This window comes from Psychrobacter sp. 1044, from assembly GCF_904846525.1.
Classification (GTDB): Bacteria; Pseudomonadota; Gammaproteobacteria; order Pseudomonadales; family Moraxellaceae; genus Psychrobacter.
The window spans coordinates 103,082-123,438 of the sequence record NZ_CAJHAZ010000006.1; the positions used below are offsets into that span (position 1 = coordinate 103,082).

Annotated in this window: 16 protein-coding genes; 1 reads left to right on the plus strand and 15 read right to left on the minus strand. The window is 44.7% G+C overall.

What is annotated here, in order from left to right; all coding sequences use genetic code 11:
• Positions 1-15: 15 nt before the first annotated feature.
• The 9 genes from JMX82_RS05650 to JMX82_RS05690 all read right to left on the minus strand — a co-directional run bounded on the left by JMX82_RS05650 (position 16) and on the right by JMX82_RS05690 (position 11,957).
• The gene (locus JMX82_RS05650) at positions 16-825 is read right to left on the minus strand and encodes an enoyl-CoA hydratase/isomerase family protein (RefSeq protein WP_201539808.1); all 810 of its coding nucleotides are present in this window, start codon (positions 823-825) and stop codon (positions 16-18) included.
• 151 nt (positions 826-976) lie between these two features.
• Positions 977-2,587 carry a carboxyl transferase domain-containing protein gene (locus JMX82_RS05655; RefSeq protein ID WP_201539809.1) on the minus strand — a complete coding sequence of 537 codons (1,611 nt, stop codon included), beginning with the start codon at positions 2,585-2,587 and terminating at the stop codon, positions 977-979.
• A 135-nt stretch (positions 2,588-2,722) separates the two neighbouring features.
• A complete protein-coding gene (locus JMX82_RS05660) occupies positions 2,723-4,498 on the minus strand; it encodes an AMP-binding protein (RefSeq protein WP_201539810.1) in 1,776 nt (591 codons plus the stop codon).
• A 277-nt stretch (positions 4,499-4,775) separates the two neighbouring features.
• Positions 4,776-6,563 carry an AMP-binding protein gene (locus JMX82_RS05665; protein WP_201539811.1) on the minus strand — a complete coding sequence of 596 codons (1,788 nt, stop codon included), beginning with the start codon at positions 6,561-6,563 and terminating at the stop codon, positions 4,776-4,778.
• Between the two features lie 379 nt (positions 6,564-6,942).
• Positions 6,943-8,163 (minus strand): FAD-dependent oxidoreductase, encoded by a 1,221-nt coding sequence (locus JMX82_RS05670; protein ID WP_201539812.1) that lies wholly within the window; start codon positions 8,161-8,163, stop codon positions 6,943-6,945.
• A 382-nt stretch (positions 8,164-8,545) separates the two neighbouring features.
• Entirely contained in the window at positions 8,546-9,277 is a 732-nt protein-coding gene (locus tag JMX82_RS05675) for an amino acid ABC transporter ATP-binding protein (RefSeq protein WP_045443837.1), read from the minus strand.
• 182 nt (positions 9,278-9,459) lie between these two features.
• Positions 9,460-10,131 (minus strand): ABC transporter permease subunit, encoded by a 672-nt coding sequence (locus JMX82_RS05680; protein WP_060490392.1) that lies wholly within the window; start codon positions 10,129-10,131, stop codon positions 9,460-9,462.
• Entirely contained in the window at positions 10,128-10,874 is a 747-nt protein-coding gene (locus JMX82_RS05685; RefSeq protein ID WP_201539813.1) for an amino acid ABC transporter permease, read from the minus strand. Before JMX82_RS05685 ends, JMX82_RS05680 begins: the two co-directional genes overlap by 4 nt.
• 96 nt (positions 10,875-10,970) lie before the next feature.
• Complete coding sequence (locus tag JMX82_RS05690; RefSeq protein WP_201539814.1) at positions 10,971-11,957, minus strand: glutamate/aspartate ABC transporter substrate-binding protein; 987 nt, start codon at positions 11,955-11,957, stop codon at positions 10,971-10,973.
• Between the two features lie 324 nt (positions 11,958-12,281).
• On the opposite strand from JMX82_RS05690, the gene JMX82_RS05695 reads away from it, so the two are divergent.
• Positions 12,282-13,262, plus strand: coding sequence for an Hsp33 family molecular chaperone HslO (locus JMX82_RS05695; protein WP_201539815.1), 981 nt, complete (start codon positions 12,282-12,284; stop codon positions 13,260-13,262).
• Positions 13,263-13,378: 116 nt separating this feature from the next.
• Here the strand turns inward: JMX82_RS05695 and JMX82_RS05700 are convergent, their stop codons facing one another.
• From JMX82_RS05700 to JMX82_RS05725, 6 genes are all read right to left on the minus strand, one after another.
• Positions 13,379-14,848 (minus strand): esterase/lipase family protein, encoded by a 1,470-nt coding sequence (locus tag JMX82_RS05700; protein WP_201539816.1) that lies wholly within the window; start codon positions 14,846-14,848, stop codon positions 13,379-13,381.
• A 228-nt stretch (positions 14,849-15,076) separates the two neighbouring features.
• Complete coding sequence (locus tag JMX82_RS05705) at positions 15,077-17,278, minus strand: PhoX family protein (protein ID WP_201539817.1); 2,202 nt, start codon at positions 17,276-17,278, stop codon at positions 15,077-15,079.
• A gap of 249 nt (positions 17,279-17,527) precedes the next feature.
• A complete protein-coding gene (locus JMX82_RS05710; protein WP_227676394.1) occupies positions 17,528-18,172 on the minus strand; it encodes a fumarylacetoacetate hydrolase family protein in 645 nt (214 codons plus the stop codon).
• Between the two features lie 268 nt (positions 18,173-18,440).
• Positions 18,441-19,166 (minus strand): ABC transporter permease, encoded by a 726-nt coding sequence (locus tag JMX82_RS05715; protein WP_045443544.1) that lies wholly within the window; start codon positions 19,164-19,166, stop codon positions 18,441-18,443.
• 12 nt (positions 19,167-19,178) lie between these two features.
• Positions 19,179-19,913 (minus strand): ABC transporter permease, encoded by a 735-nt coding sequence (locus JMX82_RS05720; protein WP_045453595.1) that lies wholly within the window; start codon positions 19,911-19,913, stop codon positions 19,179-19,181.
• Between the two features lie 24 nt (positions 19,914-19,937).
• The gene (locus JMX82_RS05725; RefSeq protein WP_045453591.1) at positions 19,938-20,138 is read right to left on the minus strand and encodes a hypothetical protein; all 201 of its coding nucleotides are present in this window, start codon (positions 20,136-20,138) and stop codon (positions 19,938-19,940) included.
• Positions 20,139-20,357: the final 219 nt, after the last annotated feature.

Genomic DNA, 20,357 nt, shown 5'->3' on the forward strand with positions numbered 1-20,357 from the left:
GTCTCTTGTGCAGTATTAATCTGCTGTCAGCCAATCAGGTTTACGCTTTTGCAAAAAGGCTTGCACGCCTTCTTTACCTTGCTCTGATGAGCGAATATCAGCGATGCCTTTTACCGTATCGGCAATCAGCTTATCAGTGATGGGCGCATCAGCGACATCGTGTAATAGCTGCTTGCAAGTTTTGACTGCATCAGGGCTGTTTTTGACGACTTTGCTACAAAATATAGCGACCTCATCAGCCAGCCATTCTTCGCTAACCCGCTCATGGATAAAGCCAAGCTGCCGTGCCTTTTTGGCATCAAATACTTCAGCACTTAAGAAGTAACGCTGCGAGGCTCTAGCACCCAGTGCTCTGATGACATAAGGGCTAATCGTTGCAGGCGCTAACCCTAAACGCACTTCGCTGAGGCAGAAGTTAGCAATTTTAACAGCGATGGCCACATCACAGACAGCCACTAATCCCATGCCGCCTGCATAAACATCGCCTTGAATAGCAGCAACTGTTGGCTTAGGGCATTCATAAATAGTTTTGAGCATTTGCGCCAATTTATCGGCGTCTGCAAGATTCTCTTCATAGCTATAATCCGCCATGGCACGCATCCAATTCAAATCAGCACCTGCACAGAATGCCTTGCCAGCAGCTGCTAATACAATCACACGTACCTCATCATCAGCGCCAAGCGTATTAAATGCATCGGTTAGCTCAGCAATCATTTCATCGTTAAAGGCATTACGTATCTCAGGACGATTTAACGTCACCGTAGCCACGTGCTGTTCCACTTTAACCAATAAGCTTTTATAATTTTTATCACTGTCTTTTTGCATAACTTTCTCTATATTTTTATGTAAATATTTAAACAAACGCTCGGTCAATCCATAATAATGTTAATACAAGGAAACCGAATGTAGATGTACAAATCGTACTTCAAATGAGGTTGACGCAGTAGTCGCTTATTATGGGAAGGCCTGAAAATGCTTACATCCTAAAAACACCAAAAGTCGTCTCTTCAATCGGTGCGTTATAGGCAGCGCTTAACCCTAATGCTAATACATGACGGGTATCAGCAGGGTCAATCACGCCATCATCCCATAGACGTGCGGTGGCATAATATGGGTGACCTTGCTTTTCATACATATCGAGAATCGGCGCTTTAAATGCGGCTTCATCATCATCACTCCATGCCTCGCCTTTACGGTCAAAATTATCACGCTTGACCGTTGCCAATACTGATGCTGCTTGCTCGCCGCCCATCACTGAGATGCGCGCATTTGGCCACATCCATAAAAAGCGCGGACTATAAGCACGGCCACACATGCCGTAGTTACCAGCACCAAATGAGCCACCGACGATAACCGTGAATTTTGGCACTTTTGCATTGGCGACTGCCATGACCATTTTGGCACCATGACGGGCAATACCTTCGTTTTCATATTTGCGACCGACCATAAAACCAGTGATGTTTTGCAAAAATACCAATGGGATTTTGCGCTTGCAACATAGCTCGATGAAGTGCGTGCCTTTCTGTGCTGACTCACTAAATAAGATGCCGTTGTTGGCGATGATACCGACTGGCATCCCTTCGATATGAGCGAATCCACAAACCAGCGTTGTACCAAAGCGTGATTTGAATTCATCAAAGGCACTGTCATCAACGATACGAGCAATGATTTCTTTGATATCAAATGGCTTGCGCTTATCGGTTGGAATGACGCCATATAGCTCTTTGGCATCATAACGTGGTGGACGTGGTTTGATTTGATTGGGCACTTGCTTCGCAGGACGATTTAGATGACTAACGATGTTGCGCGCAATCGACAACGCATGTGTATCGCTCTGTGCTAAGTGATCGACGACCCCTGACAGACGGGTATGCACATCGCCGCCGCCCAAGTCTTCGGCAGTGACCTCTTCGCCTGTCGCCGCTTTTACCAGTGGTGGACCACCCAAAAAGATGGTGCCTTGATCTTTGACAATAATAGACTCGTCACTCATCGCTGGCACATAAGCCCCGCCAGCCGTACAGCTGCCCATGACCACAGAAATCTGAGGAATACCGGCGGCGCTCATATTGGCCTGATTAAAAAAGATGCGACCAAAATGCTCTTTATCGGGGAACACGTCATCTTGATTGGGTAAGTTAGCGCCGCCTGAATCCACCAAGTAAACACACGGCAAGTTATTCTCTTGCGCGATTTCTTGCGCACGCAGATGTTTTTTGACCGTCATTGGATAATAAGTGCCGCCCTTTACCGTGGCATCATTACAAACAATCATACACTCTATGCCATTGATACGACCGATACCCGCAATCACGCCCGCCGCTGGAATCTCTTCGCCATACATATCGTGCGCGGCCATCGGTGCCACTTCTAAAAATGGCGTACCCACATCGAGCAAACGCTCAACACGCTCACGTGGTAACAGTTTACCACGGGCTAAATGCTTGGCACGGGCACGCTCTGAACCGCCTTGCACGACTTTACGCAAGTGACCATATAAATCATCAACCACCGCTTGCATTGCGGCACTATTTTGCTGAAATTCAGCGGCGTTTGGACTCAGTTTACTGGTTATGATAGCGCTCATGATATCCCTTTTTCTTTAATACGTAGGTACGTAAATGCGAGTGGCTTTTTTCTTTTAGTCTTGACTCATAATAATAATTTTCAATATAACAGATCTGAAATAGTCTTTAGTATTACAGATTAAGTCATCATCTGACTATAACCCTAGCTCTTCTTTCATCTGCTCGATGATTTTATATTTCTGAATTTTTCCAGTGATAGTCATCGGATATTCAGTGACAAAGCGATAATAAGTCGGCACCTTATAATGGGCGATATGCTCGCTACAGAACTCGCGCACTTCTTCTTCCGTCAAGCTGTCTGCTTCTTTAGGGATAATCCAAGCCGCGAGTACTTCACCATATTTTTTATCAGGAATACCAACGATTTGTACATCACGAATCTTAGGATGACGATAGAGATAGTTTTCGATTTCGACCGGATAGATATTCTCGCCGCCGCGAATGACCATATCTTTACTACGACCAACGATTTTGACATAACCGTCCTCATCCATGGTTGCCAAATCACCCGTATGCATCCAACCGTCTTGGATGGCAGCGCGGGTTTTAAAGCGACTACCCCAATAGCCTTTCATCACTGAATAACCGCGTGTCAGTAGCTCACCCGTTTCGCCCAATGCGACAGTCTCACCCGTTTCAGTATTCACAACTTTGACTTCAAGCGCAGGCTGTACTAGGCCAACGGTAGATACTTGCTTATCAAGCGGCGTATGTTCATTGGTCTGACAAGATACGGGACTGGTCTCTGTCATGCCATAGGCAATGGTGACTTCGCTCATGTGCATCTTATCAATGACGCGGCGCATGACTTCAATCGGACAGCTAGAGCCGGCCATGATGCCAGTACGCAAAGTTGATAAATCAAAGTTTTCAAATTCAGGGTGGTCAAGCTCAGCGATAAACATCGTTGGCACACCGTGCAAACCGGTACACTTTTCATCTTCGACTGCTTGCAAAACTGACAACGGTTCAAAACCATCATTTGGATAAACGATACAGCCGCCATGAGTAAGAATAGCTAAGTTACCAAGTACCATACCAAAACAGTGATAGAGTGGCACTGGAATGCACAGTCTATCTTCTTCCGTGAGATTCATGGCCTCACCGATGAAGTAACCGTTGTTAAGAATATTACGATGGCTTAAAGTCGCCCCTTTTGGCGTACCAGTCGTGCCACTAGTGAACTGTACATTGATAGCATCCATGTTTCTGAGCTGGGCTTGGCGCTCTGCAACACGCGGATCGTTGGCATCGCCTTCCGCCATCCATGCAGAGAATTTCTGCATAAAGCCAAAGGTTTCTTCAGATGCTGGCTCATCAATCCAAATAATGCGCTCAATCGTCGGAATCTCGACCAAATCAAGCTGGGTATAGTCTTTGTGATAAATCTCAGGACATAGTTCACTGATGAGACTGGCGTAATCGCTGGTTTTAAAATGACGCATGAGCACAAGCGCCGAGCAGCCCAATTTATTCAAGGCATATTGCAGCTCAAAGGTACGATAGGCAGGATTGATATTGACAAGGATAATACCGACTTTTGCCGTTGCTAACTGCATGAGCAGCCATTCAGCATTGTTGTGTGACCAGATACCGATGCGATCGCCGATTTCCAGCCCCATCTCAATCATACTACTGGCCAGCTGATTGACTTGCTGTTGCAGCTCGCGGTAAGTCCAACGGATATTTTGATGGCGAGAAACCAAAGCTTCGCGCTCTGGATATTTGGATACAATAGCATCAAAAAAGTCACCGATAGTCGCTTCAATGAGCGGCACATCAGGACCTTTATCATAGCTTTGGGTAAGCGGTGCATTTGCTGAGCGTGCGCCCATATTAATACTAGGAATGCTATTTAGAATAGTATCAAAATCAATTTTAGTCGCATCAAAATCAGAAGTTTGCGTCATAACGAGTCCTTTCGTTTTACTTTTTATGGTGCTTATTAGTCGCCTATCACCGATTCATTCTTCCTTGAACAGGTCTTAACTAGCGTTAGTTACTATACCGTCTTAAATCGAAGGCTGTCAATAATAGTAATACAATATGTATCATTTAAAATGATGTTATAAGATAAATTCATCAGTCATGATTAAGTGACGAATTTCTTGAATGACTTAAATCAAAAAAGCCAGCCTTATCACATATAGAAAAAAGCTGGCTTTTCCAGTGATTAATAGTCTCAAATCACTTCAGACCCAATTCTTTTATCATTTGCTCAACGATTTTGAATTTCTGAATTTTACCAGTGATGGTCATTGGATATTCATCAACGAAACGAAAGTAGGTCGGCACTTTATAATGAGCAATATGGTCACAACAAAACAGCCTTATCTCTTCTTCGCTTAAGCTATTTGGCTCTTTTGTAATAATCCACGCCGCGAGTACCTCACCATACTTTTTATCAGGAACACCAACAATTTGTACATCGCGAATCTTCGGATGACGATAGAGATAGTTTTCGACTTCTACTGGATAGATATTTTCGCCGCCGCGAATGACCATGTCCTTGCTACGTCCAACCACAGTGATGTAGCCATCTTCGTCCATTACCGCCAAATCACCCGTATGCATCCAGCCATCAGTAATCGCCGCGCGTGTTTTAAAGCGGCTGCCCCAATAGCCTTTCATCACCGCATAGCCATAAGTGAGTAATTCGCCCGTCTCTCCAATCGGGACGACATCACCCGTTTCAGTGTCGACGATTTTGACCTCAATCGCAGGCAGCACCATCCCTACGGTAGAGACTCTTTTTTCAAGGGGTGTTTGCGAGCTGGTTTGACAAGAAGCTGGACTGGTCTCGGTCATGCCATAAGCAATCGTCACCTCGCTCATGTGCATTTTATCCATGACGCGGCGCATAACCTCAATCGGACAGCTAGAGCCGCCCATGATACCAGTGCGTAAGCTGGTCAAGTCAAAACTGTCGAAGTCTGGATGATCGAGCTCTGCGATAAACATCGTCGGTACCCCAAGCAGAGCGGTACATTTTTCCTCTTCCACCGTTTGCAATACCGTTAGCGGATCAAAACCATCGTTGGGATACACCGCGCAGCCACCATGGGTCAAAATAGCTAAGTTACCACCCACCATCCCAAAGCAGTGATAAAGTGGTAATGGAATGCATAGCCTATCTTCCTCTGTCAGCCTCATACCTTCGCCAAGGAAGTAGCCATTATTCAGGATATTTCGATGCGTTAAAGTAGCGCCTTTGGGTGTACCCGTTGTCCCACTAGTAAACTGTACACTAATAGCATCGGTATTCTTAAGCTGTGCTTGGCGCGCAGCTAAACGAGGGTCGTTTGCGTTACCCTCTACCATCCAAGCAGAGAATTTTTGCATAAAATTAAAATTCTCATCGCTGTCTGAGTCATCAATCCAAATGATGCGCTCAATCGTTGGAATCTCGACCAAATCAAGCTGTGTATAATCTTTATGATAAATCTCAGGACAAAGCTCACGAATCATTTGTGTATAGTCGCTGCTTTTGAAATGACGCATTAATACCAATGCCGAACAGCCTAGCTTATTCAGCGCATACTGCAGCTCAAAGGTACGATAAGCAGGATTAATATTGACAAGGATAACGCCGACTTTCGCGGTTGCCAATTGCATCAGCAGCCATTCAGCATTATTGTGTGACCAGATACCGATGCGATCACCAATCTCAAGTCCCATTTCAATCATGGTACTCGCTAACTGATTGACTTTCTCTTGTAGTTCGAGGTACGTCCAACGAATATTTTGATGGCGAGAAACCAATGCTTCACGCTCTGGATATTTGAATACGATAGCATCAAAAAAATCACCGATTGTCGCTTCAATCAGCGGCACATCAATGCCTTTATCATGGCTTTGTATGAGTGGCGCATTTGCTGAACGCACGCCTACATTAACTTTAGGGATATTATTGAGAATACTGTTATTAGGCGTACTTTCATTAATAATGCTGTCAAAATCGGTAATCTGAGTCATTACGAGTCCTTTCGTTTTGCTGTTTAATGTTTGTTATCAGAGCGGTAATAGACTACAAAGGTAAATCTCATATTCTTCCTTGAATATTCTCTGTCACCATAGACTATAATTAAATCCAGCCCTAACCAATATAGCCTCTTAAATGAAAGCCTGTCAATAATATTGATACAGTGCGTATCGATTATGATTGATATAAAAAGTTATATAGTCAAAGAAATCTAAACCAGCTACAAGGCAGCCGACCGCAGATTGTACATAATATAGTACCTCTAGGGAGGGTAACACCGTAGCGGTTTACTAGTTCTCTGACTATAGATATAGAAAAGCCAGTGCTGCATAAAGATGACAACACTGGCTATGATTTGTAATACTTTTACAATTATGTTTTAGGCACTACAGGCGATTTAATCGTTACCGTTGCGCTGACTTCATCACTATCATTTAGCAAGTCCATGACCAATTCTTCATCACTTTCTATCTTGACCTGCCAATTACCAGTCGCTTTTGGCACGCCTGTCACCATGACGGAGATTGCTTTGTTTTTTAGACGAATCATGGGTGGCTTATGATCGTAGCCATTATGCTCTAAGTCCAATACATCATCAGCAATGGTAGCAGCCTGCGCGCGTAACGGTGCGACATAGCGACACGGCACGCCATCGATAGACATACAGTCACCAATCGCATAAATATTGGCCTTACTGGTACGCAAGGTCGGCGCATCCACCACGATACCAGTGCGACGGTCAAAATCGACACCAGCTGCGGCAGGTAGTTTGTCATCGACCGTCAGACCGGTACTAGCAATCACATGATCGACCATAAGTGGTTCGATTGCCTCAGCAGTACTGCTTTCTGTCGCTGATGCTAACGCCTCATAACTGACCTGCAGTTTTCCATCACTGATACGAGTAATAGCAGATACCTGATACCCTCCTAAAAAGTTAATCCCTTGCGATTTGACCGCTTGCGCAATACGAGCCGTTGCTTTTGGCGGTAGCATTTGTGATAGCGGCGCATCGTTTAAATCAATGAGTGTCACCTGATGACCTGCTTTTAACAAGTCCTCGGCAATCTCTGTCCCAACCATACCAGCACCGACGATAGCAACGTGCTGACTGCCAGTGGCTAGCTTTTCTTGCAACTGTCCAAAACGCTCAATATGATTGACGTGCCATACCAAATCCTCTGGCAAGCTTTTTGGGAAGATAGGGTGCGCACCCATCGCTAGTACCAGCTTGTCATAGCCGATCGTAGCGTAATTGGTATAAACGGGATCTGAGCGCAGTGCAGAGACCAGTTGTAATTCTTGAGTGCTAGCGTCAACATCCGTTACTTGCGTGTTGGCAAGTAGCTTAATATTTGCAGCTTCTGCGGCATCAACACCCGTTGCTCTGACCAAATCTGCTGCACTTTTCTTTTGGCTAATTGCCATGGTCAGCATTGGCTTGTGATAACGATCGCCGCTATCGGCAGTAATTAAAGTAATCGGAATGTCTTTGTCTTTTGCACGAATGGCATCAATCACATGCCAGCCTGCCAAACCTGCACCAATAATGACGATACCGTTGTTTGATACTTCTGAGTTTTCAGCGCTCATATTAGCTCCAATATAGATAAGCAATTATTTTAGTTGTTAGCATATTGACCGCTATTGTATCAGTAAACAGGTATTCACTCACTTTTTCACTTATTTAGTGAATCGTATCAACGTCACGATTGAATGCGTCAAGCTATCACGCACAAAAAAGCGCCTATAAATAGACGCTTAGGGCGTGTCCTCAATCTGAACGAAAGCAACCAAATGGACTGAAAACGGTTAGATTTTGCCAAGCTAAGTCAAATAGCTGATTCATATCTCGATATTATTTGCGCTATTTTCCTTGTTTGACGGCAATTTATCTCATTCTTATCATCATTTTTAAAATGAGGACACGCCCTAGTATTATCATAGAGCTATATAATAAGAGCTATATAAATGGTTAGTGATTCAAAATCTTCGATAAGAACAGTTGCGCGCGGTCACTTTTTGCCCCTTCAAAAAACTCATCTTTACTACAGTTCTCGACAATATGACCTTCGTCCATAAAGATAATACGGTTGGCTACTTGACTAGCAAAGCCCATTTCATGGGTCACACACATCATGGTCATGCCATCACGAGTCAACTCGACCATAACATCGAGCACTTCTTGAATCATCTCAGGGTCAAGCGCAGAGGTCGGCTCATCAAAGAGCATCGCTACAGGATCCATTGCCAGCGCTCGTGCAATCGCAACACGCTGCTGCTGACCACCAGAGAGCTCGGCTGGATACTTCGCGGCCTGTACCGTTAGTCCAACACGATCTAAATATGCCATAGCTTTTTGTTTGGCCTCACTCTCTTTGCGACCCAATACTTTAATTTGAGCCACTGTCAAATTATCAATGATAGTCAAATGCGGAAACAGCTCAAAATGCTGAAAGACCATGCCGACACGGCTGCGTAATTTTGGCAGATTGGTTTTTGCCGCACCAACTGAGATACCATTCACCATGATCCCACCTTCTTGAAAAGGCTCCAGTCCATTGACCGTTTTAATCAAGGTTGATTTACCACTACCTGATGGCCCGCACACGACGACGACATCACCTTTATGTACATGCGCCGTACAATCACTCAATACTTGAAAATCCCCATACCATTTGCTGACATCGGACATTTGAATGACCATCTCATCACTAGCATGACCATTATTGGTGACCAGTCCGCCAAAGGCATTTAAGTATGTATCAGCTTTGCTCATCACTGGCTCCTAACCACATTGTTTTTAATAATCGTCATTTAAGAAAAGTTAGATCAACTACTCAACCAAAGCCTCAACACTCAAAAAGCGCAAGCCAAGATAAATATCTATCAGAATCGCAAACGCTTTTGCAATTGTTGGACGCCCACGGAGGCACTGACACTGATGATAAAATACACCGCACCCGCACCCAAAATGTAAGGCGTCAGCAAACCCATAAGCTCACCGCGTACATAGGCGGCACGGAAAAAGTCTGTCAAACCAATAGCGAAAACCAACGTCGTATCTTGGAATAAAATAATACACTGTTGTAAGATTAGCGGCAGCATTTTGCGAAAGGCTTGTGGCAAAATAACCAGACGCATGGTCTGCCCATAAGTCATACCCAGCGCTTTGGCGGCATTGACCTGCCCACTACCAATCGATTGAATACCAGCACGCACCACCTCTGAAAAGTAAGCGGCTTCAAACATCATAAAAGCAACCACACAAGAAGCAAAAGCAGCATCAAGTTGTAAGTACTTACCCGCTATCCAAAAATAAATCATCGGTACGGCAAAGTAAAACCACAGTAGCACCAGTAGTAGCGGTACAGAGCGGAAGTAATTGACGTATAGCTTTGCTGGAATCTCAAGCGCTTTGATACCAGACAAGCGCATCAACGCCAATACCGTTCCTAAACTAATACCACCAATAATCGCCAAAAACAGCACTTTTAAGGTGGTAATCATGCCGCCCATCAAACCAGGATAGGCTGTTGCCAATTCGGTCATCATGTTCATTTCTGACCTCCTGCAATGAGCCCAGGTACACGCAGTTTGCGCTCAATTAACCCCATAATAGCAATCAACGATAAGTTAAATATTAAATAAATAATCGTCGCGTAGGTATAAATCTCGATGCTGTTTTGGGTATATTCGCTAATAGTTTTGGTTTGACTAATCAGCTCCATTACCCCCACTAACGAGGCGACGGAGGCGTTTTTGAAGCAGTTAGTCAGCTCAGAGCTGAGCGGGGGCAAAATAATACGAAAGGCCTGCGGTAGCAGTACTTCTTTGTAGACTTGTGGAATACTAAAGCCTAGTGCATAAGCAGCATTGATCTGACCTTCGGGCAACGACTCAATACCTGTACGCACTTGTTCAACGATACGAGCGGCGGTAAATAAGCCAAGACCGATACTTGCTGAGAGCATGGCTGAAGTATTGGGAGATAAATCCTTATACCACCATTCTTGTATCGTGGGCGTGAGCCAGCCAGGTGCAATATAAAACCAAAAGAACAACTGGACAAGCAGTGGAATATTACGAAAAAATGTCACATAAGCGGTGCCAATGGCACGAGCGGTCTTATTAGGCAAAGTACGCATGATGCCAAAGATAGTACCTACGACCATAGCAATGGCCCATGCGATACTACCAATCAATAGTAGCCAGCCAAGACCAGTAATCATCCAATGGATATAAAGCTCATTACCGATACCAGTCTGCTCAAAGAGCACACCCCAGTTCCAGCTATAATTCATGGTTGTCTCTCCGAGCAGCGACTGAAAATCCTACGTGTTCAGATTGACATCAACATCAGTCTGAACACGTAAGCAAGCTATGTTGCAGGACAATAATTACTGTGCCGTCGCAACTTTCGGCTGAGCGCTGTCATGCGGACTGGCAATCAAGGCTTTCAAGTTGTCAGACATCTCAAAGTTTAGATTGACGTTCTTTGGTGGGATTGGGTTTAGGAACCACTTGTCATAAATGCTGTTGATTTCCCCTGATTTAAAGACATTCGCTAACGCTTCATCGACCACTGCTTTGAACTCAGGATCATCCTTACGCATCATACAGCCATAAATCTCAAACGATTGCGGCGTGCCGACGATGACCCATTCATCAGGATTTTTTGCTTTGGCTTTTTCGCCAGCAAGTAGTACATCATCCATCATAAAGGCATCCGCGCGACCATTTTCTAGCATAAGGAAGCCTTCGCCGTGGTCTTTTGCTGAAATGATATTCATGTCCATTTTGTTGTCATCGTTATACTGACGAATATAACGCTCTGAAGTTGTGCCTGCGGTGGTGACTAAGGTCTTACCTTTTAGGTCTTCGAAATCTTGAATACCTGAGTCTTTTTTGGTCAATAAACGCGTACCGATTTCAAAGAAACCGTTAGAGAATGCCACTTGTTTTTGACGCTCTTCGTTGTTGGTGGTCGAACCACATTCAAAGTCGACCGTGCCGTTTTGTACCAAGGGAATACGGGTTTGTGAGGTGATAAGGTTATAACGGACGTTGAGGTCTGGCATGTTTAGCTTTTGCTTAACCGCTTCGACGACTTTCATCTCTAAATCGTGTGCATAACCAATCGGCTTATTTGGGTCGTCAGCGATATAAGAAAATGGAATAGAAGAGTCACGGTGACCGACCACGATAGTACCCGAGTCTTTGATTTTTTGTAGAGTACCGTTGGTAGTGGTTTCTGTCGCTGTTGCATCATCTGCTGGCGCATCAGTGCTGGTTTGGCTACTGTTATTACACCCTGCAAGACCTAGTGCCATAAAAGCAGCGAGAGTTAAAGGTTTAGAGAAAGACCTAGAAGATAGATAGCTCATGAGATACATCCTTTTATCACATTATCACAAGATTGAATGAGTGCTTGGACGACACAGGTCTTATTCATTGACCTTATTGCCACGCATCCATGCGGTTGTTGTTGCTGTTATTTATCACAATGCAACTTAATGTTACTGTACAACAAAATAGCGGGTGTGGGTAAAAAATTTTTAATGAGGCTTATTTTTTAAGGATATCGGGTTTAGTATCACAATAACTATCCAATAAACGCCTTTAATCTGTTAAACAATATCTAACGGGCAATTGATAAATCACGATGAATCCCCATAAAGCTAACAACTTCTTAATACTATAAATGACCTATGACACAAGATACTCAAGTCCCTAATACGGACAGCCAGAACGCTGGCAACCATAGTGACAATGACGTACGTCAACGTTTCTTTATTGAAGATTCGCCAGTGCGCGGTGATGTGGTGCGCCTATCACGCAGCTATGCCAGTACAATAGCCCAAAAGCCTTATCCTGAAGCGATCAAGCGCTTATTGGGTGAGATGCTGACAGCAGCGAGTTTGCTTATCGGCACGGTCAAAATCAATGGTCACCTGTCCATTCAGTTGCAATCATCAGACAGCGATAGCTTGCTAAACTGGGCAATGGCAGAATGCAATCAAGACGGTATCATCCGTGCCCTTGCTAGCTGGAAGGGTGAGACTGATGAGCAAGTACAGGCTTGGGAAAATATGACTCATGCCAAAGAGGCATTTGCTGAATTGGGTTCGATGGGTCAAGGCGTGTTGTTTATTAACATTCAGCCTGAAGGCGGCGAAGCCTATCAAGGCATCGTCGAGCGCAGCCATGACAATTTGGCAGACTGCTTAGCGCACTACCAAAAGCAATCGGCGCAGATTCCAACCTTGATTAATTTGGCATCTGATGGTCTACAAGCGGGTGGCATGTTGGTACAGATGCTTCCTCGTACTGCTGAAGAAACCTATGAAGTCGAGCAAAACCAAGATGCGGGTATCGACGATGACTTGTGGACGCGTCTGAGCGTTTTGACACGGACAGTGAAAGCTGAAGAGTTGACCACGCTTGATGCCAACGAAATCCTTTATCGCTTGTATCATGAGGAAAATGTCGTCGCGCCCGACCCTGTTGCCTTATCATTTGGTTGTACCTGCTCCCGTGAGAAATGTGAGATGGCCATTGAGCAAATCGGTGAAGCAGAAGCCTTAGACATCATTGATGAGCAAGGCGGTAACTTTGAGATGGATTGCGGTTTTTGTGGCGAGATGTATAAATTTAATAAAGACGATGTGACCGCGATATTTTCTGAGTAATTAGGGTTTAGTGCAGCTCGCTTAGTAATAAAAAAACCCTCAAGTGTGTCGCTTGGGGGTTTTTAACGTCAGGGCTTGAAATTTATGACTGACGATATAAATGGTTTCGAGCACGCTTAATTGGCTACCTCATCCACTTCTGGATAAGAATAGATACGACTATCAAGCCCATACTTTGCATCATGGGCATCGCCTAGCCTGTTATCCAATAGCCAAGCAATAACTTGCTCATGTACTCTATCGCTGTAGATTAAATTCATGTGATTGACTCCATAAAAAATCGCCTTATGTCCCTCTGGTACTGCTAGCGTATGCTCTTCGGTATATTCGCCGAGCGCTGACTCTACTGAGACCAACCCGTCCCCAAGCAAACTTGTGGTCTTAGATTCATAATGAGTTTCAATCAAAGCTGCTGCCACTAAATAGGTATTCACATGCAGGGGCAAACGCGTGGGATGACGAAACTCTGCTGGCAGCACACTGCGCCCTTCGGTAGACTTCCAATCAGCATCGCGAATACTGCCGTAACGTAAATCTATAATACCGGCGCTACGCAAGTCGCCCAATTTAGCCAATGATCCTGCAAAAGGCAGCTTAGCGATTTTATCTTGAACAAAATGTCCAATCTGCTCCAAGCTTGCGCCATGATGCGGTGAGCCTAAGGTGACAAGATTACCCACCCGTTTGACCCAGCTAAAGCCTTGCTCTTTACCGTAAAACAACGCACTACGGCTCAACAAACCGCCCATACTATGACCGATTAAATCTATTTGAGTGACGTCGGGATTACTCTCAACCAAATCTTGCAAGACTTTTGCAAAGCTACGTCCGTTGCTAGAAATACGCCGACCCGTATTATAGTTTAAATACAGAACCGTCGCTTTTGGCAAGTGATTGACCAACGCTTCACCCAAATTGCCTTCTCCAGATACCTGCCAGCTCAAATGACTCATACAAAGCCCATGGCATAAAATAATAATACGCCCGGACAGCGCGCCACTTTGTACACGATTGTATTCATCGTATAGCACCATCGATACTGCCAATGGATTGTGATGAGTGATAAGGTGATCGCCCATGACGCCATTTAGAATATTGACCAAGCGACGTAAGTTTTTGGGTAAAGGTTGTATTTTTTTGGGTTTAGAAACAGTGTTATAAAGACGCAGCCCTGAGGCAAGATTATTGCCCACCAATTGCATCGTATAACGCACCGTGCCATAAATCCGCCCTGTGATACCGCGCTGCCAGTGCTCAATATTGCCTTTATTAAACCGCCCTAAAGGACGCAGCAGAATCTCACGATGGATAGCCTCTACAATATCAGTGACTTCCACCACGCCCATCGTTGCCAACTGAGCCAAGCCTTCAAAAAAATCAACCAACGTAATAGGCTGATGCGGTTTGCTATAGCTGTTGTCCACCGTCTCGGCGCTCAGCTCATCGACATAGATATATTCAAGTTTCGCCAGCTCTTCATAGACATCGCCCTGAAAACCTTCACCAGTATCCGACTCAACAGCAGTTGGACGCCGAGTGGTGGCAAATAAATCATGAATGGTTTCTAAAGGTTTTGGACTGGTCATAGTGTTAACATATCAAGCAGTTGAAGGAATTTTCCATACTATCCTGTAATTGTCATAAACAGAAGAGAATGATTTAACTATCAAGTATCTTTATTGTCAAAGAAAGGCGCTATCCTTTAATACCAATGCTTACATATTAATAACTATCCTCCAAAATAAAAAATCCCAAGCCATGACTTGGGATTTTTTTGTTGAGAAAGACACATCATTACTCATGCAAATGTCTAACTAGACAAACGACTCTGCCAGTATGACGTCGCCATCTTCACGCGTAATCATTACGGTCGCTGAGCGCGGCGTACTGCCTCCAGCAATAGCACCCCAAGTATTACCCGGATGCTGAATATTGATAAATAAGGTTTTAAAGTCAGGAGCCATGGTAATACCTGTGACTTCACAGCCTTCAGGACCGACAAAAAAACGTTTGATATTGTCATTACTAGCAGGCATCCCAACTCGTGTTTGTTGTCCCGCTGAGGTCGTTATGGCTGTCCCATCACTGACTTTACCCGGCAGCGCCGCCAGTAACATACAGCTACTGGTATCGGTATAAGCGCCATCATCGGTCTGAATCCATAATACGCCACGCGGATCGAAGTACAAACCATCGGGAGAAGACAAATCATTGCTATCATTTAACTGTGACAAATTTTCTGCGGCCAGATCATAAGGCGTGGCAAACAAATAAATGTCCCACTCAAAACTCATGGCCGCATGATCGCCACCTGCTTCTGCCCAGCGAATGATATGACCGTTGTCATTACCTGCCGCTTTTTCACCTGCTTGATAGCTACGCGGATTAGAGGCTGACACAGGTTGGTCTTCACGTACGCCGCGATATTTATTATTGGTCAATGTGACGTATACCTCACCCGTCATAGGGCTAACCGATACCCACTCTGGTCGATCCATTTTGGTTGCGCCGACCACATCTGCTGCGGCACGAGCAAAAACCAACACCTCATCTTGTCCATTAAAAGGCAATACCGTATTGGAGGCATCCAGTCCGTTTTGACTATGGACGAGTGCTTTCCATTCACCGCTGCCATCTTCATTAAAGATAGCAACATAGAGCGTGCCGTCATTCAAATACTTATCGCCCGCTTTTAAGCCACCGCCGATATCACTATTTGACCATGTGGCTTTGGAGACAAACTTATAAATATATTCGCCGCGAGCATCATCGCCCATATAAAAGACCACCGGTTTGCCTTGTTCAACGGGGGTATAAGCACAGTTTTCATGGGCAAAACGTCCCAGTGCCGTACGTTTTTGCGGCATAGAGTTTTGGTCAAACGGGTCAATTTCGGTGATATAGCCAAAGGTATTAAAGCCATTACGATAATCGTCAGCAGCACTGGTACCGACGGCGGTCATATCCCAGCGCGAAAATTCATCGGCTATCTTGGCATCTTTGGCTTCAGGTGTGTGCCACAGATACTCCCAGCCTGGGAAATCCTCTGTTGCACCGTAGCGCTCGCGACCATAGTTTTGCCCATCACTTAATTGGCTAGCATCTTGCCCACGGGCGAATACCCCTAAAAAGTTCTCTTCGGTGGTCAGATAGGTGCCCCAAGGTGACAAACCTGCACCGCAGTTATTATTGATGCCGCGCGTCTGAAAGCCTGTCGGATCAAACTTAGTCTTGACCAAATCAGAGCCAGCAACGGGCCCTGTTAACTGCGCCGTACTACTACTCGTGAGACGGCGATTATATTTCGAATCAGTCACCATCTCATAACCCTTACCATCAGTACGTTTGGTCATCTCGACCACTGCTACCCCATGGCAATTGACTTCTCGGCGCACGTCACTCGCGAGTCGACGATTTTTAAAGATGGGCGCGGCGTTGTTATCTTGGATCACATGATAGCCAAACGGACTCAGCTCATTACTGTTTACATATTCATGATTCATCACCAGTAGACCATTCTCTGCCGCTTTGGCATCATAAGCGCCGCCCTTTTTACCGAAGAACCACATGCCGTCATGGTTATCACCCATGCGCCACTCGAATGACTCTGCCGACTGCTCTCGGTTGTCTTTCCAATCGTCGATACCAGATATCAGTGGCGTACCCAGTGGCAATATCATCTCGGCTTTATAGCCTGCTGCCACGCTCATCGTTTCGGCAGTTGAATGCGCCACTGCCGTAAATTTCAAAGTCTCAGGACGTTTGAGATCGCCCTGTGCAGGGATAGCCGCGTTATTATCAGTATTCTTGATAGGACTGCTGTCATCATCATCGCTACAGCCAACCAAAGGTAGCGCCCCAAAAAAAGCCGCCGCCGTCAATCCTGTGCCACCTTTCAGGATACTACGACGATTTAAACGACGACTAATAATGGTTTGAAAATCGATATTGTCAGTCGGATTAGAGTCTTCAACGACTTCATGGGCAAGTGGTTGTTTATTATTCAATAATGTCATTATCAGTCACCTTGCTATTAGGCTGGATTGGCGGAGAGTTGATCGCGGCTTTACAATTATCACCACAAAAATACGAATTACGCCTAAGTCTACCGAGAGTTTATGACAGAACGTTGAAACATAGATGACATTCTCATGACAGCACTTTGTGAGCACCTCATAAAACGAAAAAATCCCAAGCGTTAACTTGGGATTTTTTGATGGCGTCGCTGCATTTGACGACTGATAAAATAGTACTGCTATAAAAACTTATTGAACCTGCGCCTGCCATTCATGGGCACCGAGCTTCAATTTTAACGCATCGCCTGCTTGTAATATGCCAACGCCGCTCGGCGTTCCAGTCATAATCACGTCACCTGCTTGTAAGCTAAAGGCATGGCTAATCTCTGCCAGTAATTCATAAACTGGAAATAGCATCAATGCACTATCACCATCTTGCTTCAACTCATCATTGATATAAAGCTGATATTCGACATGGCTAAAATCACCAAACGCTTGCGGATCAATCCAATCAGCAAGCACACAGGCACCATCGAAACACTTAGCACGCTCCCATGGATGACCTTTTTCTTTGAGCTTACTTTGCAAGTCACGTAAGGTCAAATCCAGCCCCAAAGTCACGCCACCTATCGCTTGCTGTGCTTGTTCAAGCGTGGCTGCCGATAAGTCTGCTGCTAATTGCACACACAGCTCAGCTTCATAATGGGTCTCACCATATATCGCTGGATTGGGACGGACGATATCATGACGCACACTGACCACTGACGATGCTGGTTTCATAAATAAGATGGGTGATTTTGGTATCTCATTGCCAAGCTCGCGGGCGTGTTCCGCATAGTTACGGCCGACACAGACCACTTTGCCGATGGATGCACGTACGCTATCGTTAACCATTGCGATACTCGTGTCATCATTGACGCTGGCAGCAATCGCATTGATTAAAGACATATGGGGTGATTTGCTCATACTAGGCACTCACAGCAGATTATTGATAGGTTGGTCATACATACTGCACTATCTGTCGCTATTTTTCTAGGGCTTATCTTCATTTTAAAAATAGTCATAAAAATGAGATAAATGGCAGTTAAACAAAAGAATAGCGGGTTAATATTAAGATATTAACCCGCTATTATTTTGTTTAGCATTATTTTGAGCCAAACCATTAAGGTATGGTGTTGGTCATTACATCAGGCGGTACATAGCTTGTGTGGCGGTTCATTCTTTTTTCAAACAACCTAAAGCTAAACAGAATCACCCATGATAATAGAAGGTAAATAATACCAGCAGCAAAGAACAGCTCCATCAAGGTATAAGTTCGCGCACTAATGGTTCGAGCGACACCCGTGATATCCATCAAAGCGATGGTTGACGCAAGCGCACTGCCTTTTAGCATAAAGATCACTTCATTGCTATAAGCTGGAATGACAATACCAAAGGCACGGGGTAAGGTAATACGCGTAAGCTTTTGCCATTTCGACATACCGATAGCGTCAGCTGCTTCGAGCTCACCAACAGGAATAGTCTGAATCGCACCGCGAATGATTTCTGCCAAATAAGCACTGGTATTCATGGTAAAGGCAATGATGGCACACCAATACGCTTGACTGAGCACAGGTTCCCATAAGAACGAATTCCGTATAGCCTCAAACTGTCCTAGACCATAATAAATCAAAAATATCTGTACCAGCAGCGGTGTGCCACGGAAGAAGAAGATATAAGAAAAGGGTAGTATCTGTACCAGCCAGTTTTTTGACAAGCGCAACTGGGCTAAAACCAAACCAAAAAATAGGCCGATAATACCTGATATAACCACCAGCTGTACGGTCAATACTGCCCCGTTTAATAAATCAGGAATACTATCAAAAATAACCTGCCAATTCCAATCCATAGTATCTCTCCTCTATCCTATGGTCGATTGACGGTGGGTTGACTGACGGCTCAGCTTTTTAGCGTAGCGTGCCGCTGGATTGGCGCGCCATTCGAGCCACATCATAAAACCAGTAATCAACATGGTTAAACCCAGATAAATAATCGCCGCTGCCATATAAAAAGTGAATGGCTGCTGCGTTGATTGGGCGGCACGTGACGCCTGATACATGATGTCTTTGAGACCCACGACCGATACCAATGCGGTATCTTTGAGCAACACCAAAAACAAATTGCCCAATCCTGGCAACGCAATCTGCCAAACTTGTGGCAAGGTAATGCGATAAAACGTCTGAAAAGGACGCATGCCAATTGCTTGCGCCGCCTCTTTCTGCCCTATCGGAATCTCTTGGATCGACATGCGAAAAATTTCAGTCGCATAAGCGCCAAACGCAATAGACAACGCCATCACGCCACCCCAAAAGGCACTGATCTCAACATATTCGTTATAGCCGAATTTCTTGAGAATCGTCATCAGCAGCATAGAGCCACCGTAATAGATAAACAGTACCAATAGCAACTCTGGAATACCGCGCATTGTCGCTGTATATACAGTCGCAATTTTACGCAGCAGCCAGACATTGGACAGCTTAGCTGTGGCACCGAGCAGCCCTAAAGCCATGCCGATGACTAAACTGGTCATGGCAAGCTTGATGGTGACGGTAGCGCCGCTCAGTAGTAGCGCGCCAAATCCTTGTAAATCAAACACAATTATCCACTCAGTCTCTTTATATTAGCAATTTGCAAAATATGAGTTAAAAGAATCAGCATCAATCGCTGAGCGCTGCTGATAAGCGTATTTTATACCAAATAGACCTTGGTGCTTTGCGTCATAGATGGACGTCAAATCAATACGATTATTGCGGCGGAAATTGACACAGTAGAAATGAGCGCTGATTTTATCATATTCGCTGCCAGCTATGTTAATACTCACACGTAAAAGCAGTGCTTAAATAGACGCTTATCTTCTTAAAAATGCATTAGATTAGTCATATTTTTACAAACCGAACAGTCAATATCACAAGACCAAACTATTTTTTATAAAAAACAAAAAAAGGATATCGCTATTGAAGCAATACCCTTCCTATGAAATGGAATTCAAATTAACCTATTAAAAATCACCATTCTCACGGTTACGATGCAACAGTGCTAA